Here is a 25,421-nt window from a genome sequence, read left to right on the forward strand (position 1 = left end):
AAATGGTTTCCCATTGGTACTTCCAATCTATCGTAGAAGTCTTCCAAGGGTCGCTTGAAGGCCCTGAGAGTTCCGAATTCAGGAGGTTTGGCGGCTCGTCCGGAAACCCATAACGGTTTTGGGCAATTCAGTTCCTGTATCGAATAGTGACCAGCAGAGTGTTAGTCAGTCCGAAAGATCTCGCGCGCACCTACGATGGTGGCTACTACGACGATACGTGGAAAATCGTCGAGCAGTACCGTGATGTCCTGGAATACAAATCTCGCCATCCAAATAAAGGTTCCAGCGCAATCGCCGGCGCACTCGAAATACCGCGCGGTCGGATTCGAACGTGGCTGGATGGCGGCGCACCAGACGCAGCCCGAGGGATCGAGACGGCTCGGGAGTGCGGCTGGCTGGAAGTCGAGATCAGGGAACCGATGGCCGAGGCGTTGAACGCGCTGGTTGCGAACGTGTTTTCCAGCGGATCGATCGCCGAAGCATGGTATCAGCCATCGTTTGCGCTCGATCCGACCCGTCGCCACCTTCACATCACCGACGCACTTGACGCGGTCGGTGTCGAGTACGAGATCGTCGACGATCGCGATGGGCGGACCGACGAAGCACGACCGTCAGAGGACGCGTCGGTTCTCGGGCGCGTCCTTGCGGTGCTTGGGGCGCCAGTCGGTCCGAAGGCCGAGCAGTGGCTCGAACTCCCGGCGTATCTCGACGAGGCGCCCGACTCGATGCGAGAGACGTTCGTGCTATGCTATCTGGAAAATCGAGCGACTGAGCCGCACAACGATACCGTTTCGTTTCGAGAAGAACGAAACGACGCCTACCTACGCGACCTCGCCGGTCTGATCGCAGACGTTGCCGATGCGCCTGTTCGGGTTTCCGAAAAGAACGTGATCCTCAGCCAGGCCGCGACCGAGTCACTCGGCTTCGTTTGAGTTTTCGAGATCGTCGGCGTCGAGATCGCCCGCGAGGTAGTCCCGACCCATTTCTGTGATTTCGTAGTAGCCCTTGGTCTCGTCCACCTTTTCGAGAAGGCCGCGTTCTACGAGCTCTGGAAGCCTTCGCTTCAGCGTGGATTTTGAAATTCCTTCTAGATTGTAATTGACAACCGCTGGGGGCATTGCTATCCCAGCTTCGCCGAAGAATTCGACGATAACCGGATCGGATTTAGTCATCCACGACACCAGCGGGCGCATTCAGTTTGCGCTCACACTTTCGTACCATAATAACAGGGTAAACGTCGGCAACTAACACTCTTATGGGGCCATAATGAGCCTAGATAGGGTCAAGTTTTAATACAAGTGACTGTCTTGATGGCGGTGACAGAGCCCATTCGGAACTCGCGCGATGGAGATTCGGAAGGAAGGTGATCATCCCGCGTCGGCGCGCGGGTTTCGGGTGGCTCTCGTCGTGAGAACCATGATTCACTCGACTGGCGGGGGATTTAATCCTCACATTCAGACCGGTATCGGAAATATCGGACGCCGAACTCCCGCGCTTATGGTGGCATCACAACAAGCAGTCAATCGACCGACGGACCGCCTCCGGGTGCGCCGAATCCTGTGGCAAGGAGCGCACCCGGATACGTCCGTGGTCCCACACGGTGAGACCATGCTACGAAACACGCGCACGACCCTTCAGCGTACCGCTAACAGACAGATCAGCAACACTCGCGAGGTGGGCGCATGAGCGTCCAGACCGTCGATCGCGGTCAGTGTGATACGCCCCGCTGCGATGGGCAGGCCGAGACGGTGACGCCCGAGGGGTACGTCTGCACCAGCTGCGCCCGCGAGATCGAGCGCGCCTATCGTGAAGCCGAGCGCTGCGATCGGGCCGGTCGAGACGGTGGTCGGCAGTGACCGAACTGGAACCGATCAGCCCCCAGGAGGCCGTCAGCCTCTATCTGGAAGCGCGCGACGACGCCGCAGAAAACACGATGGAGGCGCAGGACTACCGCCTGCGCGCATTCGTCACGTGGTGCGACGAGGAGGGCATCGCGAACCTGAACGACCTCTCCGGCCGCGATATGTTCGCCTATCGGGTCTGGCGACGAGAGGGCGGCTACTCCGGGGAGGAACTACGCGACGTGACGCTCCGGGGCGACATGGCCACGATGCGGGCATTTCTCCGGTTCTGTGGGGAAATCGAGGCAGTACCGGAGGACTTGTACGATCAGGTTCCGCTCCCACGGACGAACGGGGCCGACGTGAGCGATTCGACGCTTTCCCCCGACCACGCCGTCGACATCGTCGACTACCTGGAACGATTCGAGTACGCGAGCCGACGCCACATCATCGTCTTACTGCTGTGGCACACCGGCTGTCGAGTCGGGGAGCTTCGCGCGCTCGACCTGGGAGATCTCGACCTGGAGGGGAACCGACCGCGGGCCGACGGCCCGGCCGTCCACTTCGTTCACCGTCCTGAAACCGGAACCCCGCTGAAAAATCAGGAACGGGGAGAGCGGTGGAACGCGATCAGCGAACACGTCGCGGCGACGGTCCAGGACTACATCGATGGGCCGCGCGAAACAGTCGTCGACGACCACGGCCGCGCCGCACTCATTACGACCAGTCACGGCCGGGTCGCCATCTCCACCTGCCGAGATACCCTGTATCGGGTGACGCGTCCCTGTTGGCGCGGCGAAGAGTGTCCGCACGATCGCGACCCGGAGAGTTGCGAGTGGACGTACTACGCCAAGATGAGCAGTTGCCCGTCGGCCCGGTCGCCGCACGACGTTCGGAGCGGGCGAGTGACGGCGCATCGGCTCGCCGACGAAGATCGTTCACTCGTCTCGGATCGCATGAACGCGAGCGAGGAGGTACTCGATAAGCACTACGACAGGCGCAGCGAGCGGCAGAAAGCGGAGCAGCGACGGAGGTTCTTCGAACTATGAGAGACACGAGCCAACTTGACCGAGGAGAAGTATCGACCGGCGAGTTCCCCTATACGGGGAGGGCGGACTGCTTTTCCGCGAACCAATCGGTGAGCGGAAAGCACGTCCAACCGACCCGATTTGAACACGCGAGTCGCAGCGCCGAACGGAGTGAGGCGACCGTCTCGCATCTGTTCAAATCGGGGAGGGCGGATTTGCTTTGCAAATCAGACCGAGCCGATTTCGTGCTCGGAAGTCGCAGTCCGTGAGCGTAGCGAGCGGAACCGTCTTCCGGTGTTCAAATCGGGGAGGGCGGACTGCGAGGATCGAGCGTAGCGAGATCCTCGTCGTTGCGAGCGGCGAAGCCGTGAGCGTTTTCCTGCGAACGAAGTGAGCAGTGAGAAGTTTCTCCCGACCCGATTACGAACACGCGAGTCGCAGCGCCGAACGGAGTGAGGCGACCGTCTCGCATCTGTTCAAATCGGGGAAAGCGGATCTTCTCTGAAAATTCGACCGATACGATTTGAGCAGACGAGTCACAGCCCGGAACGTCTCACTGCGTTCAAATCGGGGAGGGCGGACTGCGAGGGTCGAGCGGAGCGAGATTCACGCCGGTGCGAGCGGCGAAGCCACGAGCGTTCTCCTTCATCTGGCTCCCGGCGGGACCGAGTTTCCACTCAGGTGGTCGTCGTGCCCAGTTCCGGTCGCAGCGACCCGGAGGCCTGCACCCAGTAGACGCCCCCAACGACGAGCGCTGCGACGAGGAACCCGCCGATCGACTGTTCCCACGTGTGTGCGTTCAGGTAGATGCGGTTCGGGACCATGATGACTGGGAAGGCGAGCAACGGCCAGAACCGCCGGTGGACGAGCGTCAGGTAGAGCGCGGGCATCAGCGAGATGATGACGTGACCCGAGATGTTCCAGAACGGCGAGACGAGAGCGTACGGCACCGTCACGGCGGCGAGCGCCTGCATCGCACCCGGCACGAGCGGCCCCCAGTCGAAGCGTCGCCACACGAGCCAGGTCAATCCAGCGACGATCAGGAGGCCGCTGGCGACGAGCGCGTCCATGACGACGCTGTTCCCGCCCGTCGCCTCGAGTACGCCACCGCCGACGACGAGGAAGTACGCGACGGTGGGCGCGAGCGAGAGCAGTCCGATCCCGGCGAACGCACCGATACGGCGCCAGAGTACCGACCGGTCGAGGTCCCGCCTGGCCCACTCGTGGTGGACGAGCAGGACGATACCGACCCCGAGGACGGTGATCGGGTGGACGACGTACGGGTAGTACTCCATCGTCTGGGATACTGGCCCCATCGTTCCCCCCTACGGTAATACGAGTGAAAAAGGCCCGCGGCAGGTCGACCCGACGAACTCGTCGAAGGCTCGAAGGACGGCACGTTTCGGCGCTATCTGGGTTATCTCTCCCTAGATCGAGATGATGTAGCCGGATTCTCGCCGACGTGTAGCGGAACTCGGGTCCGCAGTAAGCGGTGTTTTCAGAAATCAGTCTGAGGGCTCGGCGAGGGATCGACCGGCGAAGAGGAAGCAGAACTGGGTTCACCCCCGGATCGGCGGCCTCGGCGGACGTCGGAGTCGACTATCCGAGTGGTCGCGCGGCGTCGCCGATATCGACCCCGAGGATTTCCGTAAACGGCTCGGGACTGAACCGGCACCGACGACGGATCGGGTGTCCCTGGTGCGGCCGGCAGCGCGCTCGGTTTCGTCGACCGTCGTCAGGTCATCGTATTTTACGGCTCCATCCCGTGTGTCCGGTCGTGTTCACGGCGGAGATCTCGGTGGCGATCGACGACTTCGCGCTGGGGCACGCACTCGGCGCGGCCCCGGAGATGGAGGTGAAAGCCGAACGGCTCGCGGCTCACAGCCGTCACTGGGTGATGCCGTGCCTGTGGGCTGCCGGCGGTGATTTCGATGCGTTCGACGGGGCGCTCGAATCCGACCCCACCGTCGACGATGTGATTACGACCCGGAACTACGACAACGAATCGTTCTACCAGATCGATTGGGCCGAGGAGATAAAGCAGCACCTCGATATCACGCTGGACTCGGAGGCGTCGCTCCTGCACGCAGAAACGGTCGACGATGACTGGCGACTCGCCATCCGCTTTGCCTCTCGCGACCAGTTCGAAATCTTCCGCGACCACCTCGCCGACGCAGGAATCGCGTTCCGCCTGGACAACTTGGCGCAAGCCACCGTCCCCAAACAGTTCGCGGGCGGCCTTACGGCCCCCCAGCGTGAAGCGCTGGTTACCGCGGTAGCGGAAGGATACTTCGCCATCCCCCGCGATGCGAACATGGAGGACGTTGCGGACGCACTCGACATCTCGACCCAATCCGCGTCCGAACGCCTGCGTCGCGGAATCGAAGAGTTCGTCGAAACGAGGCTGGTAACCGACGATGACGTCCTCGAGGAGTGATCACACTTAAAAGCCTGAGGTCGTCAGGTCGACCCCTTACCCGTATCAATGGCGACTTTCACATGTGAAGCCAATACGCCCCGCCGATAACAACGTGTTAACGGGTTTGGGGAATGCTCGTCGACAGCACATCCTCAGGATACTCCACGATCGGACCGCCCCCATCGACGTGCGAGCGCTCGCGACGAACCTCGCCGCCGCGGAAGAAGAGCAGGAGCTGGTGGACGTCACGCCCGACGAAGTAGCCGCGATTCAGGCCGATCTCGTCCACGTCCACCTGCCACAGCTTGAAGGTTCGGGGCTCGTCGACTGGGACCGGACGATGGATACCGCAACCACGACGGACCACCCCGCGCTGTCGGACCCGAAATTCCAGCAACTGCTGGAGACGGACGCGCCCGGCCGGGAGGCAGTCGCGGCCACGCTCGCCGCCAGGCGCCGCCGGATCATCCTCGCGACGCTGATGGACGCCGAGGACGCGCTCACACGCGAGGAACTGGCACGACGTGTGGTCGCCCGGGAGCGCGATGACTCCGCTCCCCTCGGACCGGATGCCGGTGACGGCCTGCTGGTGGCCCTCCATCACGTTCACCTGCCGAAGCTCCGGGAGGCGGATCTCGTCAGCTACGACGCCGAGACGAAAACGGTCGAGTACACTGGCCATCCGGCGCTGGACGACGAGTGGCTGGACTTCCGGCCGGACGAAACGCCGCGCGCCATCGTCCCCACGGCGTCCCATCCGGACGATATCTGGACGATCGACGGGCGCGACAACGTCATCGCTCGCGGCCAATCCCTCTTCGAGCAGGCCGAGTCGGAACTGTTCCTGATGTTTACGACGACCGGGCTGCTGGAGGATGGCTGTCTGCGCCGACTCCGGGCTGCCGCCGACCGCGGGGTCGACGTCTATCTCGGATCGCAGACCCGGGAGGTCCGCGACCTCGTCCGGGAGGAAGTCCCCGAGGCGACGATCTGGGAACCGCAGCTGGACTGGCTGAACCTGCCGCCGGAGCACGAAAAAGTCGGCCGGCTCGTGATGGCCGACCGCGAAGCGATCATGCTCGGGACGCTCGGCGAGGGGACCGGCGACGGCGTCCACCACGAGGAGAAAGCCATCACGGGCGCCGGCGCGGACGATCCGCTCGTCATGCTGCTGCGCGAACTGCTCGGGTCGCGCCTCGATCATCTGGACGCCCAGAGCGAGGACTTCCTCGAACAGATCCCCCTGTGAACTACCCTCCCCTACTCACTCGCCGCTGACGCGGCTCGTTCCTTGAGGGTAGGGTTTCCTGCTTCCACGACGCGCTTTGCAGGAACCGTGGTGGTTCCCGTAGGGAGCGCAGTCTTCACAGGCGTTGGTTCGGAGCGTCCCTCTCCTACTTGTTTCGCACCGCGGGAAAGAATGTTCCACGCCGTCGCAAAATCGCACACGATTTTGCTGCCCGTCAGACGTAGTCTGACGACCGCGTTCCAGTCCCGGTCGGCAGTGAACCCGCGCGAGGGACACGAGTGTTCGCGGACCCACAACGGCTTCTCCGTCGAGACACCGAACGCCGCGCACGCCTTGGTCGTCCCTTTCGGGGTGACCGCCACGAAATGCGTCCCTGCTCGCTCGCACTTGTATTCAAGCAACGAGAGGAACGTCCGCCACGCAGCAGAGGCGGTGTTACGGCTGTTCGACGGTGACTCCATATCCCCTTCACGTTCAGGTCTTCGACCGCCACGAGGTCGTACTCCCGGGCGTAGTACGCCGAGAGTTTGTGCAAGAAGTCGCGGCGCTTCCGTCGGAGGTCAGCGTGACACTCCACAACGCGACGGCGAACGACAGTCGGCTGGCCGTGTACAGCGCCCTCGGTCCCGGGTGCCACGAGCCAGTCAGCCCCCGCGCTCCCGCAACGGTCCCACGCTCCGCCGTGACTGACCGGCTCTCCGCCGCGACGGTCCCGTTCGCTACGCTCGGCGGCGTTTGCGGCGTAGTATCCGGCGTTCGGTCAGGAGGACCGCGCCGATCACCGTCCAGACTAGGCACCAGCGAGTCGATAGTGACGACCCGGTCGGATCCGTCGGAGTAGCCGCTTCGCATCGGACCCGCGTTCGGGACCGCCGTCGGTAAAATTCTCGCTTTACCATACGGATGGCTTATATGTGTCGGGGGGAGAAATCCACAGCAGACGACAGGTTCCCATGGCCAGCCTGCCCTCCACCAGCACGACGCGGGAGCGCGTCGCAACTGCAGTCGATACCAGTAGCGCGGCGATTGCGCGCCGGTTCGAGATCGACCCGCGGGCGCTCGCGGCGTTTCGCATCGGCCTCGGAACGCTGTTGCTCGTCGACCTCGCCCTCCGCTCGCGGTCGCTGGTCGCGTTCTACACCGATTACGGCGTGTTGCCGCGGGAGGTCCTCTTCGCCGATTACTCGGACGTCTACTCCCTGCACGCGCTCTCGGGCGAACCGTGGGCGATCGCGCTACTCTTCGCCATCGCCGCGGCGTTCGCCGTCGCGATGACCGTGGGATACCGCACGCGCATCGCGACGCTCGGCTCCTGGCTCTTGCTTTACTCGCTCCACGTGCGCAACCCGATGGTCCTCAACGGGGGTGATTCGCTGTTTCGAATGCTGGTCCTCTGGGCGATCTTCCTCCCGCTCGGCGCTCGCTGGTCGGTCGACGCCGTGCGCTCGACGAGCGAGCGAGCCGACACCGGTGACGCGGTTGCGAGCGTCGCGACGATGGCGCTGTTGTTGCAGATCGTCCTGATGTACGCGACGAACGCGGTCCACAAGGCCGAGGGCGACCTGTGGATGGAGGGCGAGGCGGTGCTCTACATCATGCAGGTCGACCAGTTCACGGTCTACCTGGGCAACCACATCGGCGAGTTCCACGGCCTCCTTCGGGTCGTCACCGTCGCCTGGCTCGGCCTGCTCGTCGCGGCGCCGCTGTTGCTCGTCTGTACGGGCTGGCGACGCTCGCTGCTGGCCACGGCGTACGTCGGGATGCACCTCGGCATGGCGGCGACGATGCGGATCGACATCTTCCCGATCGTCGTCATCGTCGGCTTCATCCCGTTCTACGGACCGACAGTCTGGGACCGCGTCGAGCGGCTGGCGACCGAACGCGGCCTGACGCGACGGGGGAGCCGCCTGGCCGCGGGGCTGGATCGTCACCGCCCCGCCGGTCCGACGATCGCGATCGACGACGTCGCGTCGCGACGCGCCGTCCGGCGAACCATCCGCGAGAGTGCCGGGCGCGGTCGGACGCTGTTCGCGACGGTCCTTCCCTGGTTCCTCCTCGTGCTGGTCGTGCTCTCGAACGCGCAGGCGGTGGACTACGCCGAGGTGCCCGATCCAGCGGAGGAGGTGCTCGACACCGCGAGGCTGGAGCAGTCCTGGTCGATGTTCGCGCCGAATCCGATTCGGACCACCAGCTGGCACGCCGCACCCGGCGAACTCGCCGACGGAACCGAGATCGACGTCATGTACGAGCGGTCGGTGACGTTCGACCGGCCGCCGGACATCGACGCGACCTATCCGTCCGCCCGGTGGCGAAAGTACCTCTCGAACGTCCGATCGGGCGACAACACGAACCATCGGTCCTACTTCGCGAACTACCTCTGTGATTCGTGGAACCGGTCCCACGAGACGGACGTCGAGCGCGTCACCGTCGAGCGCCTGTCCGAACGAACCGATCCGGACGGGACCGTCGTCGCGACGGGCGAGTACACGCTCATCGAGTACGACTGCGCGGGCCCGTTCGTCCAGTGACCGGTTCCCATCCAGGCCATCGATCGGAATCCAAGGACGAATGGAACGACGCGGCTTCGAAGCGGGTGGCGAACGGACGCCTCACAGCCACGGCACCAGCATGCCGAACAGTCCGACGAGCGTGACGATCGCCCCGATTCCGATGGTCACGAGGCCGCCACGCTTGCCCTCACGGACGAGTTCGGCCTCGGACTTATCCGAGAGGATGAAGTCACCCGAGGCGGTGGACTCGTCGATCACGTACGCTCGCTCGCCCCACCCGCCGCGTTCCTCGCGAGCGCGCCCGAGCACGTAGATCTCCTCGTCGGGCGCGATCCACCCCTCCGAGTATCGGCGACGCTCGCCGATGCTCAGCGGTCCGATGGAGCGGCGCGATGCCTCCTCGACCGCCGCCTCGTGCTCGAGGTAGCGAGTGATTTCGGCCGGCGGTTCGTCCCCGCTCCCCACCTCCGTCCGCGTTTTCTCGACGTTCAGTTCGCCGTCGGCGGGGAGTTCCACCCGCACGGTTCCCGTGCCGTCGTCAACCAGCAAGGGGACCGCGTTCCGTTGCTCGTGCGTGGTTTCCCAGCTACCACCACCCTGGCCACTGCTCTCCCACTCTTCGACCTCGACGCGGGTTGCAAGGGCCGGTTCCTCCGATATCGGCGACGAGAGCGTCGTCGCGTCCTCGGCCGGACGCACACGGCCCTTCACTTCCGCGGTTCCGGGCTGCAGGTTCCGAATGTCGGTGGTCTCCGTGCGTGCGATGCGGTGACTTTTCGCTCGCTCGATTCGGCCGCGGTTCAGCTGATAGGCGCCAACCACCACGAACACCGCGCTGAAACCGCTGATAAGGAACTGACCGACAGTGCCCTCGATCATTGGCAGGCGGGAAATTTCACCGAGGGGACAAAAATACCTCGTATCACGTCCCCCGGTCGAGCGCCGCAACCGCTGGGAGTCGGGGCCCTCCGCCAGCGGTCGGTGATGGAACGACTGGCTAGGACAGTTGCGACCGGGTGCTATGGAACCAGGTGGGGTCCCGATCGACTCGGCTCGATCCGGAACGATGGCGCCGGACGAATCGCGTCGATCTGTCCCGACCCCGGGCCTGTCGAGGCGGCCGGTCCGATCCCCGTGGCCGGTCGCGGCGGATTCGACCCCTCGTCGTCGGTCTCCTCGATGACGTACTCCTGATCGACGGTCGCGGCCTGGAGGCTGTCGACGGGGGCGTGGTCCGCCGTCAGAATCGGGACGTCGTCGGTTTCCGGCGGGCGGAGCATCGAGTCGACGGCGCTTCGCAGGTCGATCCCGAGGTCGCGGGCCTCGTTCCGCGCCCGCAGTTCGGGTTCGGTGATCGTCATCTCCCGCTTCGTGGCGACGACCTCGATGTTCTGGACGGCGTCGTACGGCGAGGTGCGAAAGCTGTCCGTCGTGGCGAAGGCCGCGTCGATCGTCTCGTACTGGGCGCGGTAGAACTCGGAGCCGGAGCCGCTCGGGGCGGCGATGACGTTCGCCAGGAAGACGCCGTCCTCGGAGAGGCGGTCCGCGACGAGTTCCATGAACCCGAGCTGGGTCATGTGCAGCGGGACCTGGGTCTTCTGGTAGGCGTCGAGGACGATCACGTCGTACGTGGTGTCCGTCTCGCGGAGGAACCGCCGGCCGTCGCCGGTGTGGATCGTCAGATTCTCGCTCTCCTCGACGGCGAAGTATTCCTTCGCCGCCCGCGTCACCTCGGGATCCAGTTCGACGACGTCGACGGTGACGTCGTACTTCCGGACGAAGTCCTTCGGGCCGGTGTAGCCGCCGCCCCCGATGAAGAGGACGTTCTCGACCTCGGCGGGATCGTCGACGTACAGCATCGGGAGGTGGAAGTATCGGGTGTACTCGAAGACGTGGCGATCGGGGTCGTCGAGATCCATCGCGCTGTGGCGGGCGCCGTCGAGGTACATCGTCCGCACGTCGCCGTCGTCGACGATCTCGAGTTCCTGGTGGGGCGTCTGGGTCTGGTAGACGACGTCGCCGCGGTGGTCGAGGCCGACGGACCCGGCGCTGACGGCGAGGACGAGCAGAACCGCGACGGCGAAGCTGGCGCCGAGCGACTCGAGATCCGTCGGCGCGAGCGCGAGGACGACCGCCGTTCCGATACAGAGGAGGCCGAAGAACAGGCCGATCGCGTCGATGCCGAGCGCCGGAACGAGGAGGTACGTCGTCGCGCCCGCGCCGACGATGCTGCCGATCGTCCCGAGCGCGTAGACGTGTCCGGAGGCCTCGCCCGTCCCCTCCTTCACCGAGAGCTCGGCGGCGTATGGGCTGACGAACCCGAGGAGGTACGTCGGCGGGCCGAAGAGGGCGACGACGGCGGGCACCGAGGCGTACTGGGCCGGCAGCGGGAGTTGCGCCGTCGAGAGGAGCAACTGGTCGCTGCCGTAGACGACGATGCCGACGTAGGCCGCCGTGGCGAGCAGGATCCAGATCAGTCGCCGGGTCGACGCCTCGCCGGCGCGCTTGCCGCCGCGCCAGTAGCCGAGACTCAGCGCGGCCAGGAAGACGGTGATGATCGAGCCCCAGGTGTAGATGCTGCTGCCGAACTGCGGGGCGACGATCCGACCGGCCAGGATCTCCAGGCCCATGCTGACGACGCCCGAGACGAAGACCGCCAGGTCGGGATCGCTCGGCCGGGAGACCAACCGGGAGACGGCCATATCGGGACGTGAACCGGGACACGTGAGAACTTGTCGACTTCCACACCGCGCCCGGGACGCCGGTGACCGGTTCAGGCCCGGACCGACGTGGTGGACGATCGCACTTCGGTGTTCGACTCGAACCGCTCGGGCGGTCGGCCGGCCGCCCGATCGGTGTCGCCGGCCCGTTCGGGCGGGGTGGTCCGAGCGCCGGAATCCTCCGCATCACGACCGCCGCGAATCCGACGGTGCCGACGGCGGTCGGCCGGTATCGGAACCGGTTTCGACACCGCGTCTGCGGCCGTCACGACCGCCGCGTACCCCGGCGCCGCGCTATTTCGGAACTAGCGGAAACCGGACGGTCGAGCTTACGAGTCCGGGAAATAATGGACACCTTATGCCACTCGCCACGGACGAAGCCGAAGCGTTACAGGGAACGATCGAACGGTACCTGCGCCGCGCCGATCGCGAGGGCGACGTCGAGCGGATGGCCCAGCGGATCGCGCTGGCACACGGCCGCGGCTCCAGGGTCGTCGGGTTCCGCCGCGACGGCCGCGAACTGTTCGTCCACGAGGTCGCGGACGAAGCGGGTCCCTCGACGCTCGCGATCGTGGGCGTGGACCGGGACGGGCGACTCGACCGGACGGCCACCGTCTGGCGCGATCGCGACCTCCGGCGGTGGCTCGAGGAGAACCACCACTACCTGGAGTGGATCGCGCCCGGGTGGCGCTGAGTGTGGCCGCCGGTACTCGCGACGGCCGCCGCCGGTACCCGCGACGGCTGGGCCGATACCCTCGACGGCTGGCGCCGGTCCCCGTGCGGCCGACGCCGGTCCCCGCGACGGCTGATCGGGGACCCCTGACGGCCCTCGCCGGACCGTTTCAGTCGGCCGCCGAGACGCGACCTCGGACGGTCTCGACGATCGCGTCCGGGTCGTACTCGTCGTCGGCCTTGTCGAAGACGAGGTCGCCGTCGACGTGGACGGTGAAGACGCCGGAATCGCCAGTCACGAGCGAGACGGCCTCGAGCTCCCGGCCGAACGTCGACAGGAGCCGTTCCTGCAGCGACTGTGCGCGATCGAGGTGGCCGCACGGGACGCAGTAGGTGATCTCGACCCTCGTCATACGACGACGGTCCGGCTTCCGTGACCGTAAAGCTACGCCTTCCGGGCCGAACGCCGCGAACGCGCCGGTCGGCGGCGAATCGGGCGCGAGGACGATCGACGCCTACCGGTCGAGCGCCCGGCGTACGGATCGGTTTCGTCGCGCGTCGATCGACGGCGCGTTTCGACGGGCGACGGGCGGGTGCCTGGCCCCGATCGGACAGGTGGCACCTGCGTCGCGGGTAGGGCGGGGAAAACAATGGCCGACACGGCCGACGGTCGGGACGATGGTACGGAGGCCGATCACCCGCCGACGGTCGAAGTCGCGTGCGGCCGATCCAGCCGAGCCAGCGGCGGCGCCGGCCGTGGCGCTCGACGGCGTCCGTCAGGTCTACGACGCCCCGACCGGACGGTTCCGGGGGGAGTCACCCGAGCCGGTCGTCGCGCTCGACGACGTCAGTCTGTCCGTCGCACCCGGCGAGGTGGTCGGGCTGACCGGGCCGAGCGGGAGCGGGAAGTCGACGGTGCTGCACGCGATCGCCGGGTTGCTCGTCCCGACCGAGGGATCGGTCTACCTCCTCGGAACCGACATCGCGGCGCGTTCGAACGGCGAGCGCCTCGCGCTCCGGCGCGATCACGTCGGCATCGTCTTCCAGCACTTTCACCTCCTGCCCTCGCTCAGCGCCCGGGCGAACGTCGCCCTCCCGCTCGTCCAGCTGGGCGTCCCGCGGTCGGCCCGTCGGGATCGAGCGGCGACGCTGCTCTCGCGCGTCGGGCTCGACGATCGGGCGGACCACCGACCGGGACAGCTCTCCGGCGGCGAACGCCAGCGCGTCGCGATCGCCCGCGCGCTCGCGACGGACCCGGCCGTGATCGTCGCCGACGAGCCCACCGGCGAACTCGACTCCGAGACGGGTCGGCGGGTCCTCGACCTGCTCACCGACGTCGCCTCCGATCGGGCGGTCCTCATCACCTCCCACGATTCGGCCACGCTCGCCGTCAGCGACCGTATCGTCACGCTAGCCGACGGCCGCGTCGCGGATCGCGGGTGATCGAGCCGTGACCGATCACCCCCGACGCGACGGCGTCGGTGGCGACGATCAGCCGGAGGCGAGCGGCTCACGCCGCGCGGGAACCGACCCGTCGAGCCAAGCGTCGCCGGGGTTCCCGACGGGCGTTCGACGAGCCCGGCTGGCCGGTTGCTGTCGGCTCGCCGCCGCCAGGGTTCGCGGACAGCTGCTCGGCGCGGCACCGGGTCGGTCCGGGGCGATCGTTCTCGCCGTGGCGTTCACGCTGGCGCTCCTGCTCGTCGTGACCGGACTCGCGCTCGCGCTGACCGCGGGTGGTCCGGCGAGCGCCCACGACGCGGCCGTCGAGATCGAACCGGAGGCCACCCAGCCGTTCCCTTCGGTCGACGGCATCGAGGAGCGCCGACTCGCGGGTGCGAGTGCGGGTGCGGACGCGATCGAATCGCGCGACGGCGTCGCGCACGCGAGCCCGGTTCTCGTCGAACCCGTCGGCGCGGTCGGCTCGTCCGCAGCCGGGGCCGGCAACGGTGGCGAGGTGGCCGGGAGCGACGTCGAGACCCGACGCATCCTGGCCGTCGGCGTCGAGCCGGCCGACGTCGACGGCTCGGTCGCGGGGCTCCCGATTCGTTCGCTCGGGTCTGGTGCCGCGCCGGCCGAGTCGGGGATCGTCCTCTCGGAACCGGCGGCGGACCGACTCGACGTGGACGCCGGCGAGGCGATCTACGTGCGTCGCGGCAGCCAGCTCGTCTCCCTCCCCGTGACGGCCGTCGAGCCCGGGTCGTCCGACGGGACCGCCTCGAACCGGGGGGCGCCCGTCGCGCTGGTCCCGCTCGAGACGCTGCAACGATACTCGGGAGCCGCGGAAGCGGACCTGGCCGATCGCGTGCTCGTCTGGGGCGACGAGGCGGCGGCGCTGGCCGCGAGCGAGACCGCCTATCCGGACGCGAGCGTCGCCGCCACCGGCGCCCACCCGACGGCGCTGTTCGACGGCGGGCTTGCGCTCGCGACGAGCGCGATCGCCCTGCTCGTCGGCGTCGTCGTCTGCGGACTGTTCGTCGCGACCACCGCGGGGATCGCCGTCGCGGAGGATCGCCGGAACCTGGCGATCCTCCTCGCGGTCGGCTTCTCGCGGCGCAGCTGTCTGACGATCGTCGCCGTCGCGACGCTCGTGACGGTGCTCTGCGGTGCGCTCGTCGGGGTCGGCCTCGGTCTGGGCGGGATCGCCGCGCTCGAGTGGCTGACGACCGCGTTCGTGGGTCGGGACGGCGTCGTCGCCGCCCACCCGCTGTTCGTCCCGTACGCCGTCGCCGTGGCGACGGTGGCCGGCGCTCTCGCGATTCCGTACCCGCTCGCGATCGCCGCGCGCACCGACGTCCTCGCGGAGGTGACGGGATGACTCGATCTCGCGACCGTGACGGGCCAACCCGTCCCGGAGCGGGCCGGAGATACGGTCACCGCGACCGACCGCACAACCCGCAACCTCGGTTCGGGGGTGAGCGGCCGTGACGCGCCGGGGTACGCGGCTCGTCGCCATCCTCGGCCTGGCAGCGGCCCAGCTCCGGCAGCGCCCGGGCCGGACCGCACTCGCCGTCCTGGCGGTCGCGCTGGCCGTCCTCTCGGTGACGCTGTTCGTCAGCCTCGGCGTCGGCGTCGTCTCGGTGGGGCAGGAGTCGGTCGCCGACACGAACCGGGACGTCTGGATCAGCTCCACCGCGGTCGGGGGCGAGGGCATCGAGAACTCGATCGTCGACTCCCACCGCGTCGCGGCCGACGTCACGCGACACGACGACGTCGCGGTGGCCGCGCCGGTGGGCGTGTACACGGCCTACGTCGGCGCCAGCGAGGACGAGTTACAGCCGATCACGTCGGTCGGGCTCCCCCGGACCCACGGCGGGTTCGAGTTCGAGGAGGGGTCCGGGTTCGACGTCGACGAAGCGGCCGTCGAATCGTCGATCGATCCGAGTCCGTCGATCGTCGAGCCGACCGCACTCGACGGGGCGCGCAGCGATCCGACGGGCGTCGTCCTCGATCCGTCCCTCGCCGCGGAACTCAGTGTCGGGGCCGGCGACACGATCTACGTCGGGCCCGGTCCGGACGGAGCGGGCGCCCGCGCGGTATCGGTCGTCGGCACGGCCGATCGCTACTCGGAGTTCGTCGGGCAGCCGACGATGGTGATGCGACTGCACGAACTCCAGGGCCTCGTCGGCGCCCGGGGAGCCGACCGGGCGGCGTTCGTCACCGCCGACCTCGAACCCGGCGCGGATCCCGAAGCCGTCAGCGACGATCTCGGGGCCGACTACCCCGCCTACGACGTGAGGACGGGCGAGGAGCAGTTTCGCTCGATGCTCGCCGACCGGTCGCTCGTGATCGTCAGCGCGGCCGCGCTGGTCGGCCTGGCCATCGTCGGCGGGATCGGCCTGACGGTCAACTGCTTCGTCCTCGTCGCCTACCAGCAACGAACCGAACTCGCGGCGTTGCGGGCGATCGGCCTCGCTCGCCCGGTCCTCGCCGGACTCGTCGGGATGCAGGGCCTGCTCATCGGCCTCCTCGGCGGCGCCGTCGCGCTCGTGGCGACCGGGCCGCTCGTCGGCCGGTTGAACGAGTTCGTCGCCTCGCTCGTCGGGTTCGACGGCTTGCTCCAGACGCCGCCGACCGTCTACGCGGCCGGCGCCCTCGTCGCCGTCGGCGTCGGCGGCGCGACGGCCCTCGTCGCGGGCTTCAGCGCGAGTCGCTACGCGAGCGTCGACCGGCTCGAGTCCGGCGGCTGAGTCGATCTGGGCGGCCCGACGGGAAGTGATCGGGCGGAAGCGCTCGATCGAATCGGGTCGCGTCGGCAACCGACCCCCGATCGGATCGGGTATCAGGTATCGCGGAGAGCGATCGGCGGGTTGCCCCAACCACCCCGTATTTGGTCGTCGCGCGTCTACGCGCTCGCATGACCGAACTCCGATACCTCCCCGACGCCGACGACGTGACGACGTTCACGGCGACCGTGACCGAGGCGACCGACGAGTACGTCGTCCTCGACGGCACCTACTTCTACCCCGAGGGCGGCGGCCAGCCCGCCGACCGCGGCCGGCTCGAGTGGGACGGCGGCGGCGCAACGGTGACGAACGTCCGGAAGGATCACGGCGACGTCCGCCACGAACTCGACGGCATCGAGGGGCCCGCGCCCGAGGACGGGGACGAAATCCGGGGCGAGGTCGACGCGGAGCGTCGCGAGCGCCTGAAGCGGATGCACACGGCCCAGCACGTCGTCTCGCGGGTCGTCCTCGACGAGTACGGCGCCTCGACCGCGGGCAACCAGATCCACCCCGACCGCTCGCGCATCGACTTCGAGCCCGCCGACTTCGACGACGCGGATCTCGCGGACATCGAGCGCCGCGCGAACGAGGCGATCCAGCGCGACCTCGCCGTCACGAAGGAGAACCGGGCCCGCGACGCCGTCGAGCGCGAGGTCGACGAGGGCCGGTCGCTGCTCTCGCTCATCCCGGATCACGTCGATCCGCTCCGGGTGGTCGCGATCGAGGACTGGGACATGTGTCCCTGCGGCGGCACCCACGTCGACCGCCTGGGCGAGATCGGCCGGATCGAACTCACGGATCGCACCTCGAAGGGCGAGAACGTCGACCGCATCGAGTTCGTGCTCCACGACGAGTAATCTCCGCCGAGTGCGGACGGCGCGCGGACACGGCTGGTCGGCAGCCGTGTCCGCATCGATCGCCGACGGTGGTGAATCGAGTCTGGCGGACGCGGATCGAGGCAGGCGAGACTCCGCCGCCCGCACCGAACGCGCTCAGGAATCGAGTTCGACGTCGCCGGTGCCGTCGACGGTGATCGTATAGCCGAGGTACGAGAACGTCAGTCGCATCGAGTCGTCGGCGCTCTCGACGAGCGCGTCCAGCGCCTCCGGATCGATCACGCCGAACAGCGGCGGGTCGAGCGACTCCGGATCGGTCTCTTCTCGCTCCGCCACCGTGCGGGCGATCCGATAACTCGGTGGCGAGTCGACCGAGTCGACTCGTCGACTCGAGGAGGACGTATCCATACGACCGGGCATTTGCTAATCGAGCAAAAACGTTCCGGGATACGGATGGTTAACCTGACAGATCGGTTCAATTGGCACGCACAAGTCCGGCCTGAAATCGAACAACTTTGCCCCATCGTGGGCGATCGAGTTCGGAGAAGCCTGAAACGGGGCGATGGCAGCGAAGGATCTGAACCGGTACGCTCGCCGCGAAAACTCCCCCATCCGCGGGCTCCGGACCGAGCCGATTGGCCAGATCGACATCGATCCCGCGTTCGCGGCGGCGAACCGGGGACGGCTTCGGGCCAGCGATGGCGGCGGTCCCGTCAGTACGTCTTCGCGAAGTAGGCGATCTCGTCGGCCGGTTCGTCGCAGACGCCGCAGGTGGCGTCCGCGTCGGGGCGGACCGGGTCGCCGGCGGAGGCGCCGCCCTGGTTCTCCACGGGCTGCATGACGATCTCGGCGGCGATCTCCTCCTTGATGACCGTCTCGCAGGCCTCGTCGCCGCACCACGGCGTCTTCACGTAGCCGCCGTGGCGACCGATCGTCCCCAGAATCTCCTCGGGCGAATCGGCCTCGCGGACGTTCTCCTCGAGGTTCTCGGCGGCCGCGTCGTAGAGCTTCTCGAAGATCGCGTCGAGGTGGGCGTCGACGGCGTCGGCGATTCCGTCGCGGTCGGCCACTGTCTGCTCGCTGTCGGGCCGGTGAACGAGGGTGACCTCCTCGTCCTCGACCTCGTTCGGGCCGATCTCCAGCCGGAGGGGGATCCCGTTGAGCTCGTGTTCGTTGAACTTGAAGCCGGGATTGCGCTCGTCGCGGTCGTCGAGGTCGACGCGAACGCCGGCGGCCTCGAGGTCCTCGGCGATGCCCTCGGCGTACGCGAGCACGTCGTCCTTCGTGTCGGCCTGCCAGATGGGGACGACGACGACCTGCGTGGGGGCGATCGTCGGCGGGAGGACGAGCCCCTGGTCGTCGGAGTGGGTCATGATCATCGCGCCGAGCGCGCGCCAGGACAGGCCCCACGAGGTGGTGTGGGCCGTCTGCTCGTCCTCGTCCTCGTCGGCGAAGGTGATGTCGAACGCCTCGCCGAAGTGTTGGCCGAGGTGGTGACTGGTGCCGCTCTGGACGGACTTGCCGTCGGGCATCAGCGCCTCGATCGTGGTCGTCGTCTTCGCGCCGGGGAACTTGTCGTGGTCGGGTTTGCGCCCGCGGAGGACGGGGACCGCGAGGACCTCCTCGAGCGCGCGGGCGTACTGGTCGAGTCGCAGCCAGACCTCCTCCCAGGCCTCGCCCTCGGTCGCGTGGGCGGTGTGGCCCTCCTGCCAGAGGAACTCCTTCGTGCGGAAGAACGGCTTGGTCTCGGTTGCCTCCCACCGGACGACCGACGCCCACTGGTTGAGCCGCAGCGGGAGGTCGCGATGGCTGCGGATCCAGTCGGCCATGAAGGGTGCGATGATCGACTCGCTGGTCGGACGCACCGCCAGTCGCTCCTCGAGTTCCTCGTGGCCGCCGTGGGTGACCCACGCGACCTCGGGGTCGAAGCCCTCGACGATGTCCTTCTCGCGTTCGAGGAAGCTCTCCGGAATGAACAGCGGGAAGTAGGCGTTCTCGACGCCCGTCTCCTTGAACCAGCCGTCCATCGCGTCCTGGAGGTTCTCCCAGATGGCGTAGCCGCGGGGCTTCGTCACGATGAAGCCGCCCATCGGCGCGTAGTCGGCCAGTCCCGCCTTCTGGACGACCTCCGCGTACCACTCGCCGGGCTTGTGCGATTTGGACTCGGTGATCCCGAGGTCCTGCTCGTCACCACTCATACCTCGAACGACAGGCACCGCGGTCTTAAACGATGCGAAGGACCGACGGGCGAACCCGGTTCTCGGTCGTCCGTCCTCGCGTCCGGCGTCACACCTAAAGGAGTACGTGTACAAGTACGTGTATGGGTACGAAGACGATCACCGTCACCGAGGAGGCCTACGAGAGCCTCGAGGCCCACAAACGCGACGACGAGAGTTTCACCGAGGCGATCCTCCGAATCACGGGCTCGGAGCGCGACGTGATGAAAGGGTTCGGATCCTGGGAGGGAGCCGACCTCCGCGGAGCGGTCGAAGGACACCGGACGGAATTCGACGCCGACCTCGAGGAGCGGGTCGATGAACTGTCTTGATACGAACGTCCTGATCGACTACCTTGAGGGGGATCCGGCAGTGGGTGCGTTCATCGAAGCGCACGAATCCGTCCCGATGTTCGCGCCGGTCCCCGCGCTGTTCGAGGTGTTCATCGGCGCTTCCCGGCTTCGGGGCGAGACGGGCATCGAGCGGGCCCGGTCGGATCTCGACTGGCTCGAGCCAGTCCCGCTGACGATCGGTGGCGCCGCCGAAGCTGCACGAATAGACGCCGAACTCCACGCCAGCGGCGAGCCGATCGACTCGCTCGATACCCTGATCGCCGGCGTGGCCCGTGAAGCTGGTGCGACGGTCGTCACCCGAGACGGTCACTTCGAACGGGTCGAGAACCTCGACGTGGAACTGATCGACTGACAGACGAAGATGTGCGCTGGTCTCCACGGTGAAAGTGGCGATTTTTGCCCTCGAAGACGGAGACTGGTGATCCAGTTTACTCGGTGAGAGTAGGTCCCCGCACCACCAACGTGTGAACTGACCCGCCGTTTCCCGACGTTCTGGACCGTTTATTGAGCCGGCTCTCGAACGACCGGCTATGCGAGCAATCCAAGTGAGCGAGTACGGCGACAGCGACGTCCTCGACGTCGTCGAGCGCGAGACACCCGAACCGGGCCCGGGCGAGGTCCGCATCGCCGTCGAGGCGGCGGGGATCAACTTCGCGGACGTGATGCAACGACGCGGGCTCTACCCCGGCGGACCGGACACGCCCTACGTCCCGGGAATGGAAGCCGCGGGAAGGATCGACGCGACCGGCGAGGGGATCGATCTCGACGAGGGCGACCGCGTCGTCGCGATGCTCGGCGGTGGCGGGTACGCGGAGTACGTCACCGCGGACGCCCAGTCCATCTTTCCGATTCCGGAGGGGATGGGCTTCGAGGAGGCCGCCGGGTTTCCCGTCCAGTTCCTCACCGCGCACAACTGCCTCTTCGAGTGGGGCGGGCTGGAGGCGGACGAGAGGGTCCTAATCCAGGCCGCCGCGGGCGGCGTCGGCACGGCCGCCGTCCAGCTGGCTTCGAACGCCGGCGCCGAGGTGTTCGGCACCGCGAGTACTCAGGAGAAGCTCGACTTCGCGGCCGAGCTGGGCTGCGATCACCCCATCCAGTACACCGAGGTCGACTTCCGCGAGGTCGTCGACGAGGAGACCCACGGCGCGGGCGTCGACCTCGTCCTCGAGAGCGTCGGCGACGACGTCTTCGATCGCAGCCTCGACGCGCTCGGCCACTTCGGGCGGCTGGTCACCTACGGGGTCGCCAGCGGCGTCCCCGCCAGCGCGGAGAACCGCCGCCTGCTGTTCGAGAACAAGCGCGTCGTCGGCTTCCACCTCGGCCAGGCGATCGCCCACGATCCGGGTCGCGTGCTCGCCGCGGTGCCGGAACTGACGGCCGCGCTCGCCGAGGGCGAGCTCGAGGTGATCGTCAGGGAGACGTTCGCGCTCGCCGACGCAGCCGACGCCCACCAGTTCATCGAGGACCGAGAGAGTCACGGCAAAGTCGTCCTCGTGCCCTGAAGCGGCCGGTTCGAAACGGAAACCGGTCTACGACATGTCGACGTCCCACGTCAGGTCGTGATCGACGAACTCGGCCTCGTCCAGGGGGGCGCCGCCCTCGAAGTGGAAGGTTCCCCGGACCGACTTTCCGTCGAGGACGCCGGGCAACCAGAGGTGGTCGTCGTCCCACATGCGGTCGTAGGGCACCTCGTCGATCGCGAACCACGCGGGTCTGGCCTCCTCGGTGGGACCGGGTTCGCCCTCGAAGCGGTCCGTCCGGTAGACGTGACAGTCGATCTGCGGATCGCCGTCCAGGTAGAATTGCAGGCGGCCGACGCGCTCGAGGGCGGGCGAATCGACGTCGATGTCGACCTCCTCGCGAACCTCGCGGATCGCACACTCGCGCAGCGACTCGCCGGGTTCGCGCTTGCCGCCGGGGCCGTTGTACCAGCCGGCGCCGAGCCCGCGTTGCTTCTCGATCAGTAACACCTCGCCGTCGCGCACGACGAAACAGAGCGTCCCCTCCGTCACCGAATCCCAGTCGGCCATCACCGCCACATTCGAGCGACGGCGGAAAAACGCCGGGAAACCGGTCGATTCCGATCGCTCGGCACAGCCACCGTACGCGATGCCCTGGTCGGCCGGCGACCGGTCGAATATGGCCACCTGCGGAAGGCCTTTTATCCGGGCCCCTGAAGGGATCAGGTATGGAAGACATTTTCGTCGCCCGACTCATGTCGACCGACGTCTACACCGTCTCGCCCGACACCCTCGTCGAGGACGCCGCCCGGGCCATGCGCGAGCGGGAGATCGGCTCCGTCGTGGTCGTCGACGAGCGAAACGCGATCGAGGGGATCCTCACCTCGACCGACTTCGTCGACATCGTCGCAGAGCGCAAACCCAAAGATGAGACGCCGGTCTCGGCGTACATGACCGCGAACGTCACCACCGCCAGCGCCCAGCAATCGGTCCGCGAGGTCGCCGCCATCCTCACCGACGAAGGGGTCCACCACCTGCCGATCGTCGACGACGACGAAGGCGTCATCGGCATGGTCTCGACCTCGGACCTCGCGGCGTACCTCTCCGAACGCGAACGCCCGTCCGCCGTCTGAGGACGGAACCCGAACCGACCAGGGAGAGTCCGGATCGACGAGCGCTCACTGGTATGGGCCGATCGCATCCGCGACCGACGGCAGATCGCCACCCTCGTAGCGAACCGTCTCCCAGCCGACGGCGCGAGCGCCGTCGACGTCGGCGTCGCCGTCCCCGACCATGAGATACGCGTCCGCACTCGTCGCGGCTTCGACCGCCCGAAAGGGCGCCGGGTCGGGTTTGTGCGCGCCGACCTCGTAGGAGGTAACGACCGCGTCGAACGGGGCGAGCAGGTCGTGGGCGCGTAGCTTGGCCCGCTGCCAGTCGCCGACGCCGTTCGTACACACCGCGAGTTCTGAGTCGGCTCCCAGCCGGTCGAGTGCCGCGAATGTGCCAGGGGGCGGTTCGAACCGCTCGATCTCGGCTTCGAGCAGCGCGTCGGCGAACGCCCCGGGGTCCGGCCCGCCGTCGATCGTCGCGACGGCCGCCTCGACCGGCGACGGGTCGAACGATTCGAACGCCTCGAAGAAGGCCGTATCGTACGTTTCGAACCAGTCGTCGTCGACGAACCCTGTCGTCGTCTCGAACGCCGCGGTGAGAACCTCAGCGTACGAACCCGACGGGCGGAGGAGCGTTCCGTCGAGATCGAAGACGATCGCGCGCATGGCGAAGCACGGCGCCCGGACCACCGTAAATACGCCGAATTTGACTCTGGCGAAGCCGGCGCCGGACGATGTCGATCTACCGCTACTGATGAGGGGAACGGGTACTGAAGCCGGGTTCGAGCAGAACTGGAACCGGCCCAGGACAGACCGTTCGAATGTAACCGCACGTATCGGATCCGCTATCAACCGAAAGTACCGGCAGCTACGTATCGATTATCCCCATACAGTTCCGGGAGAATTTAGAACGATGCCGCATTCTGATGAACGGATGGACGAACCGAAAATTACAATACCCTATCAACATTCTACCGAAATGTAGCGCATGGACGGAGGAAATTAATGCCCGAATATCAGGCACCCGGTGTGTACGTCGAAGAGCAAAGCACCGGCAGTAAATCGGTCGAAGGAGTTAGTACGAGTGTCGCAGGGTTCCTGGGCGAAACCGTCAGGGGGCCTGTCGAGCCACAGCTAGTCACGAGTTACAACGAATTCGAGCGCATCTACGGTTCGAGCCCCAAGGGATCGAATCTGGACGTCGCCATCGACGGCTTCTTTAAAAACGGGGGCAGCCGATGTTACGTCGCACGCGTCTCAGCAACCGACCCGAACGACGTCGCAACGCGGCGGCTGGTCGACGAGGATGGGACCGACGTGATGGAGTTCGAGGCCAACGGACCAGGCGACTGGGGATCGAACGTCGCGGTCATCGTGCGTGACTCCCAGCATGCCGATCAATTCGATCTCATCGTTCGATACTGGTCGTGCGACCGCGCCGACGTCATGGATCCCGATTCGGCCCGGCCGGAGCCGGCGCCGGACGTCGAAGAGGTCTATGAAGGGATGACGGCGGATCCACAGTCCAGTCACTTCTACGAGAAACAGCTCGCGAGTTCCGTGCTGGTCACGGTCGAGTACCTCGCGGACGGTCGACCGACGAACGGGCTGGGGTGGCTCCAGCGAGACAATCACGAGGTAATGACGGACGGTGGCATCCTGATGACCGACGGCGGTGCCATCGAGAAGGAAGTGCTTCACATTCCCGAGAACCTCGACGAACTCGACGAGGACGAACTCGCCGACCTCGCCGAACCGATCGACACCGACGCCGATCCCGACTCCGAGGAGTTCATCGACGAACTCGAAGCGATTCGCGACGGCGAACAGGAGATCGATCTGGAGATCGTCTCGGACCCGTCGGAGAAAACCGAGACCGACGACGAGGTTAGTCTGAAGGACTACGAAGGGGTCGACAAACCCGGAATGCGAACCGGGCTCGCGGCGCTCGAGGCGATCGACGAAGTGTCGCTCGTCTGCGCACCGGACGAAAACGATGTCCCCGGCCTGACCGACGCGCTCGTCTCTCACTGTGAAAACATGGGGGATCGGATGGCCATCCTGCAATCACCCCAGACGGCCGGTCCGACCCAGGAGATGGAGACGCCCGTCGACTCGTCGTACGCGGCGTACTACTACCCCTGGGTCGAGGCGCTTGACCCGGTGACGAACCGGAAAAAGCTCGCGCCGCCGGGCGGCCACATCGCGGGGATCTACTCGCGAAGCGACATCGACCACGGCGTCCACAAAGCGCCGGCCAACGAGGTCATTCGCGGCGTGCAGGGACTCCAACATACCCTCACGAAGAGCGAGCAGGATGTTCTCAATCCGAAGGGGATCAACTGCCTCCGCAGCTTCCAGGGCCGGGGAATCCGCGTCTGGGGCGCTCGGACCTGTTCGAGTGACCCCGAGTGGAAGTACATCAACGTCCGACGGCTCTTCCTCTACATCGAACAATCCCTCGAGGAGGGGACCCAGTGGGCGGTCTTCGAGCCAAACGACAAGGACCTGTGGGCGCGCATCCGTCAGTCCACGGAGAACTTCCTGAAGACCGTCTGGCGAAACGGCGGTCTCCAGGGTTCGACCCAGGACGAGGCGTTCTTCGTCCGATGTGGCGAGGAGACGATGACGCAGGACGACATCGACAACGGTCGACTGATCGTCGAGATCGGCATCGCTCCCGTCAAACCGGCGGAGTTCGTCGTCTTCCGGATCGCTCAGGACACCGGGGATGCATAGCCCCACTCGTATCGTCAATCGAATAGCTTAAACCAACTCACAT

25 protein-coding genes and 1 pseudogene are annotated in these 25,421 nt (G+C 66.7%); 16 read left to right on the forward strand and 10 right to left on the reverse strand.

Features of this window, described 5'->3' with window-relative positions:
- The first annotated feature begins 146 nt into the window (after positions 1 to 146).
- Positions 147 to 932, forward strand: coding sequence for a hypothetical protein (locus MXA07_RS15485; protein ID WP_247729496.1), 786 nt, complete (start codon positions 147 to 149; stop codon positions 930 to 932).
- On the opposite strand, the gene MXA07_RS15490 is transcribed toward MXA07_RS15485, so the two are convergent.
- The gene (locus MXA07_RS15490; RefSeq protein WP_425492173.1) at positions 915 to 1,172 is read right to left on the reverse strand and encodes an ArsR family transcriptional regulator; all 258 of its coding nucleotides are present in this window, start codon (positions 1,170 to 1,172) and stop codon (positions 915 to 917) included. The genes MXA07_RS15485 and MXA07_RS15490 overlap by 18 nt on opposite strands.
- 510 nt (positions 1,173 to 1,682) lie before the next feature.
- Here MXA07_RS15490 and MXA07_RS15495 point away from each other — a divergent pair.
- Both MXA07_RS15495 and MXA07_RS15500 read left to right on the forward strand, forming a co-directional pair.
- A complete protein-coding gene (locus tag MXA07_RS15495; RefSeq protein WP_247729498.1) occupies positions 1,683 to 1,856 on the forward strand; it encodes a hypothetical protein in 174 nt (57 codons plus the stop codon).
- Positions 1,853 to 2,890 carry a tyrosine-type recombinase/integrase gene (locus tag MXA07_RS15500; RefSeq protein WP_247729499.1) on the forward strand — a complete coding sequence of 346 codons (1,038 nt, stop codon included), beginning with the start codon at positions 1,853 to 1,855 and terminating at the stop codon, positions 2,888 to 2,890. Before MXA07_RS15495 ends, MXA07_RS15500 begins: the two co-directional genes overlap by 4 nt.
- A 656-nt stretch (positions 2,891 to 3,546) precedes the next feature.
- Here MXA07_RS15500 and MXA07_RS15505 read toward each other — a convergent pair.
- On the reverse strand, positions 3,547 to 4,185 hold the full coding sequence (locus MXA07_RS15505; protein WP_247729500.1) for a phosphatase PAP2 family protein: 639 nt from the start codon (positions 4,183 to 4,185) through the stop codon (positions 3,547 to 3,549).
- A 482-nt stretch (positions 4,186 to 4,667) separates the two neighbouring features.
- On the opposite strand from MXA07_RS15505, the gene MXA07_RS15510 reads away from it, so the two are divergent.
- On the forward strand, positions 4,668 to 5,306 hold the full coding sequence (locus MXA07_RS15510; RefSeq protein ID WP_247729501.1) for a helix-turn-helix domain-containing protein: 639 nt from the start codon (positions 4,668 to 4,670) through the stop codon (positions 5,304 to 5,306).
- Positions 5,307 to 5,412: 106 nt separating this feature from the next.
- Positions 5,413 to 6,537 carry a DUF7344 domain-containing protein gene (locus MXA07_RS15515; RefSeq protein ID WP_247729502.1) on the forward strand — a complete coding sequence of 375 codons (1,125 nt, stop codon included), beginning with the start codon at positions 5,413 to 5,415 and terminating at the stop codon, positions 6,535 to 6,537.
- 11 nt (positions 6,538 to 6,548) lie between these two features.
- Here the strand turns inward: MXA07_RS15515 and MXA07_RS15520 are convergent.
- Positions 6,549 to 7,126 (reverse strand): annotated as a pseudogene (locus tag MXA07_RS15520) (RNA-guided endonuclease InsQ/TnpB family protein); the annotation flags it as partial.
- A gap of 364 nt (positions 7,127 to 7,490) precedes the next feature.
- Between MXA07_RS15520 and MXA07_RS15525 the strand changes: the two are divergent.
- Positions 7,491 to 9,065, forward strand: coding sequence for an HTTM domain-containing protein (locus MXA07_RS15525; RefSeq protein WP_247729503.1), 1,575 nt, complete (start codon positions 7,491 to 7,493; stop codon positions 9,063 to 9,065).
- Positions 9,066 to 9,146: 81 nt separating this feature from the next.
- On the opposite strand, the gene MXA07_RS15530 is transcribed toward MXA07_RS15525, so the two are convergent.
- Together MXA07_RS15530 and MXA07_RS15535 are read right to left on the reverse strand one after the other, a co-directional pair.
- Positions 9,147 to 9,926: an E3 ubiquitin ligase family protein gene (locus tag MXA07_RS15530; protein ID WP_247729504.1), complete on the reverse strand. Its 780-nt coding sequence runs from the start codon at positions 9,924 to 9,926 to the stop codon at positions 9,147 to 9,149.
- A gap of 140 nt (positions 9,927 to 10,066) precedes the next feature.
- The gene (locus tag MXA07_RS15535; RefSeq protein ID WP_247729505.1) at positions 10,067 to 11,749 is read right to left on the reverse strand and encodes a spermidine synthase; all 1,683 of its coding nucleotides are present in this window, start codon (positions 11,747 to 11,749) and stop codon (positions 10,067 to 10,069) included.
- Between the two features lie 376 nt (positions 11,750 to 12,125).
- On the opposite strand from MXA07_RS15535, the gene MXA07_RS15540 reads away from it, so the two are divergent.
- Positions 12,126 to 12,461 (forward strand): hypothetical protein, encoded by a 336-nt coding sequence (locus tag MXA07_RS15540; RefSeq protein ID WP_247729506.1) that lies wholly within the window; start codon positions 12,126 to 12,128, stop codon positions 12,459 to 12,461.
- 148 nt (positions 12,462 to 12,609) lie between these two features.
- On the opposite strand, the gene MXA07_RS15545 is transcribed toward MXA07_RS15540, so the two are convergent.
- Complete coding sequence (locus MXA07_RS15545; RefSeq protein WP_247729507.1) at positions 12,610 to 12,852, reverse strand: Rdx family protein; 243 nt, start codon at positions 12,850 to 12,852, stop codon at positions 12,610 to 12,612.
- Positions 12,853 to 13,117: 265 nt separating this feature from the next.
- Between MXA07_RS15545 and MXA07_RS15550 the strand changes: the two genes are divergently transcribed.
- From MXA07_RS15550 to MXA07_RS15565, 4 genes are all read left to right on the forward strand, one after another.
- On the forward strand, positions 13,118 to 13,882 hold the full coding sequence (locus MXA07_RS15550; RefSeq protein ID WP_247729508.1) for an ABC transporter ATP-binding protein: 765 nt from the start codon (positions 13,118 to 13,120) through the stop codon (positions 13,880 to 13,882).
- A 7-nt stretch (positions 13,883 to 13,889) separates the two neighbouring features.
- Positions 13,890 to 15,254 (forward strand): FtsX-like permease family protein, encoded by a 1,365-nt coding sequence (locus tag MXA07_RS15555; protein WP_247729509.1) that lies wholly within the window; start codon positions 13,890 to 13,892, stop codon positions 15,252 to 15,254.
- 106 nt (positions 15,255 to 15,360) lie between these two features.
- On the forward strand, positions 15,361 to 16,626 hold the full coding sequence (locus MXA07_RS15560; protein ID WP_247729510.1) for an ABC transporter permease: 1,266 nt from the start codon (positions 15,361 to 15,363) through the stop codon (positions 16,624 to 16,626).
- A gap of 167 nt (positions 16,627 to 16,793) precedes the next feature.
- Positions 16,794 to 17,519: an alanyl-tRNA editing protein gene (locus MXA07_RS15565; RefSeq protein WP_247729511.1), complete on the forward strand. Its 726-nt coding sequence runs from the start codon at positions 16,794 to 16,796 to the stop codon at positions 17,517 to 17,519.
- 135 nt (positions 17,520 to 17,654) lie between these two features.
- On the opposite strand, the gene MXA07_RS15570 is transcribed toward MXA07_RS15565, so the two are convergent.
- Positions 17,655 to 17,906, reverse strand: a complete 252-nt coding sequence (locus MXA07_RS15570) for a HalOD1 output domain-containing protein (RefSeq protein WP_247729512.1) — start codon at positions 17,904 to 17,906, stop codon at positions 17,655 to 17,657.
- Positions 17,907 to 18,211: 305 nt separating this feature from the next.
- Positions 18,212 to 19,696 (reverse strand): proline--tRNA ligase, encoded by a 1,485-nt coding sequence (proS, locus tag MXA07_RS15575; protein ID WP_247729513.1) that lies wholly within the window; start codon positions 19,694 to 19,696, stop codon positions 18,212 to 18,214.
- Between the two features lie 122 nt (positions 19,697 to 19,818).
- On the opposite strand from proS, the gene MXA07_RS15580 reads away from it, so the two are divergent.
- The 3 genes from MXA07_RS15580 to MXA07_RS15590 all read left to right on the forward strand — a co-directional run bounded on the left by MXA07_RS15580 (position 19,819) and on the right by MXA07_RS15590 (position 21,569).
- Positions 19,819 to 20,046 carry an antitoxin VapB family protein gene (locus MXA07_RS15580; protein ID WP_247729514.1) on the forward strand — a complete coding sequence of 76 codons (228 nt, stop codon included), beginning with the start codon at positions 19,819 to 19,821 and terminating at the stop codon, positions 20,044 to 20,046.
- Entirely contained in the window at positions 20,033 to 20,419 is a 387-nt protein-coding gene (locus MXA07_RS15585) for a type II toxin-antitoxin system VapC family toxin (protein WP_247729515.1), read from the forward strand. The genes MXA07_RS15580 and MXA07_RS15585 overlap by 14 nt, the downstream gene beginning before the upstream one ends.
- A 178-nt stretch (positions 20,420 to 20,597) precedes the next feature.
- Positions 20,598 to 21,569: a quinone oxidoreductase family protein gene (locus MXA07_RS15590; protein WP_247729516.1), complete on the forward strand. Its 972-nt coding sequence runs from the start codon at positions 20,598 to 20,600 to the stop codon at positions 21,567 to 21,569.
- 27 nt (positions 21,570 to 21,596) lie between these two features.
- On the opposite strand, the gene MXA07_RS15595 is transcribed toward MXA07_RS15590, so the two are convergent.
- Entirely contained in the window at positions 21,597 to 22,079 is a 483-nt protein-coding gene (locus MXA07_RS15595) for an 8-oxo-dGTP diphosphatase (protein WP_425492225.1), read from the reverse strand.
- 176 nt (positions 22,080 to 22,255) lie between these two features.
- On the opposite strand from MXA07_RS15595, the gene MXA07_RS15600 reads away from it, so the two are divergent.
- On the forward strand, positions 22,256 to 22,660 hold the full coding sequence (locus tag MXA07_RS15600) for a CBS domain-containing protein (protein WP_247729518.1): 405 nt from the start codon (positions 22,256 to 22,258) through the stop codon (positions 22,658 to 22,660).
- Between the two features lie 45 nt (positions 22,661 to 22,705).
- Here MXA07_RS15600 and MXA07_RS15605 read toward each other — a convergent pair whose 3' ends face one another.
- Positions 22,706 to 23,305, reverse strand: coding sequence for an HAD family hydrolase (locus tag MXA07_RS15605; RefSeq protein WP_247729519.1), 600 nt, complete (start codon positions 23,303 to 23,305; stop codon positions 22,706 to 22,708).
- Positions 23,306 to 23,644: 339 nt separating this feature from the next.
- Here MXA07_RS15605 and MXA07_RS15610 point away from each other — a divergent pair, with 339 nt between their 5' ends.
- The gene (locus tag MXA07_RS15610; RefSeq protein WP_247729520.1) at positions 23,645 to 25,378 is read left to right on the forward strand and encodes a phage tail sheath family protein; all 1,734 of its coding nucleotides are present in this window, start codon (positions 23,645 to 23,647) and stop codon (positions 25,376 to 25,378) included.
- Positions 25,379 to 25,421 lie beyond the last annotated feature (43 nt).

Origin of the sequence: Halovivax limisalsi, from assembly GCF_023093535.1 — an archaeon.
GTDB lineage: Archaea > Halobacteriota > Halobacteria > Halobacteriales > Natrialbaceae > Halovivax > Halovivax limisalsi.

What these genes read in the sequence shown, in the direction of transcription:
- MXA07_RS15490 (WP_425492173.1), bottom strand. Translation starts at nt 1,172, where the DNA reads ATGACTAAATCCGATCCGGTTATCGTCGAATTCTTCGGCGAAGCTGGG.
- MXA07_RS15495 (WP_247729498.1), top strand. Translation starts at nt 1,683, where the DNA reads ATGAGCGTCCAGACCGTCGATCGCGGTCAGTGTGATACGCCCCGCTGC.
- MXA07_RS15505 (WP_247729500.1), bottom strand. Translation starts at nt 4,185, where the DNA reads ATGGGGCCAGTATCCCAGACGATGGAGTACTACCCGTACGTCGTCCAC.
- MXA07_RS15525 (WP_247729503.1), top strand. Translation starts at nt 7,491, where the DNA reads ATGGCCAGCCTGCCCTCCACCAGCACGACGCGGGAGCGCGTCGCAACT.
- MXA07_RS15530 (WP_247729504.1), bottom strand. Translation starts at nt 9,926, where the DNA reads ATGATCGAGGGCACTGTCGGTCAGTTCCTTATCAGCGGTTTCAGCGCG.
- MXA07_RS15535 (WP_247729505.1), bottom strand. Translation starts at nt 11,749, where the DNA reads ATGGCCGTCTCCCGGTTGGTCTCCCGGCCGAGCGATCCCGACCTGGCG.
- MXA07_RS15540 (WP_247729506.1), top strand. Translation starts at nt 12,126, where the DNA reads ATGCCACTCGCCACGGACGAAGCCGAAGCGTTACAGGGAACGATCGAA.
- MXA07_RS15545 (WP_247729507.1), bottom strand. Translation starts at nt 12,852, where the DNA reads ATGACGAGGGTCGAGATCACCTACTGCGTCCCGTGCGGCCACCTCGAT.
- MXA07_RS15550 (WP_247729508.1), top strand. Translation starts at nt 13,118, where the DNA reads ATGGTACGGAGGCCGATCACCCGCCGACGGTCGAAGTCGCGTGCGGCC.
- MXA07_RS15565 (WP_247729511.1), top strand. Translation starts at nt 16,794, where the DNA reads ATGACCGAACTCCGATACCTCCCCGACGCCGACGACGTGACGACGTTC.
- MXA07_RS15570 (WP_247729512.1), bottom strand. Translation starts at nt 17,906, where the DNA reads ATGGATACGTCCTCCTCGAGTCGACGAGTCGACTCGGTCGACTCGCCA.
- proS (WP_247729513.1), bottom strand. Translation starts at nt 19,696, where the DNA reads ATGAGTGGTGACGAGCAGGACCTCGGGATCACCGAGTCCAAATCGCAC.
- MXA07_RS15580 (WP_247729514.1), top strand. Translation starts at nt 19,819, where the DNA reads ATGGGTACGAAGACGATCACCGTCACCGAGGAGGCCTACGAGAGCCTC.
- MXA07_RS15585 (WP_247729515.1), top strand. Translation starts at nt 20,033, where the DNA reads ATGAACTGTCTTGATACGAACGTCCTGATCGACTACCTTGAGGGGGAT.
- MXA07_RS15590 (WP_247729516.1), top strand. Translation starts at nt 20,598, where the DNA reads ATGCGAGCAATCCAAGTGAGCGAGTACGGCGACAGCGACGTCCTCGAC.
- MXA07_RS15600 (WP_247729518.1), top strand. Translation starts at nt 22,256, where the DNA reads ATGGAAGACATTTTCGTCGCCCGACTCATGTCGACCGACGTCTACACC.
- MXA07_RS15605 (WP_247729519.1), bottom strand. Translation starts at nt 23,305, where the DNA reads ATGCGCGCGATCGTCTTCGATCTCGACGGAACGCTCCTCCGCCCGTCG.
- MXA07_RS15610 (WP_247729520.1), top strand. Translation starts at nt 23,645, where the DNA reads ATGCCCGAATATCAGGCACCCGGTGTGTACGTCGAAGAGCAAAGCACC.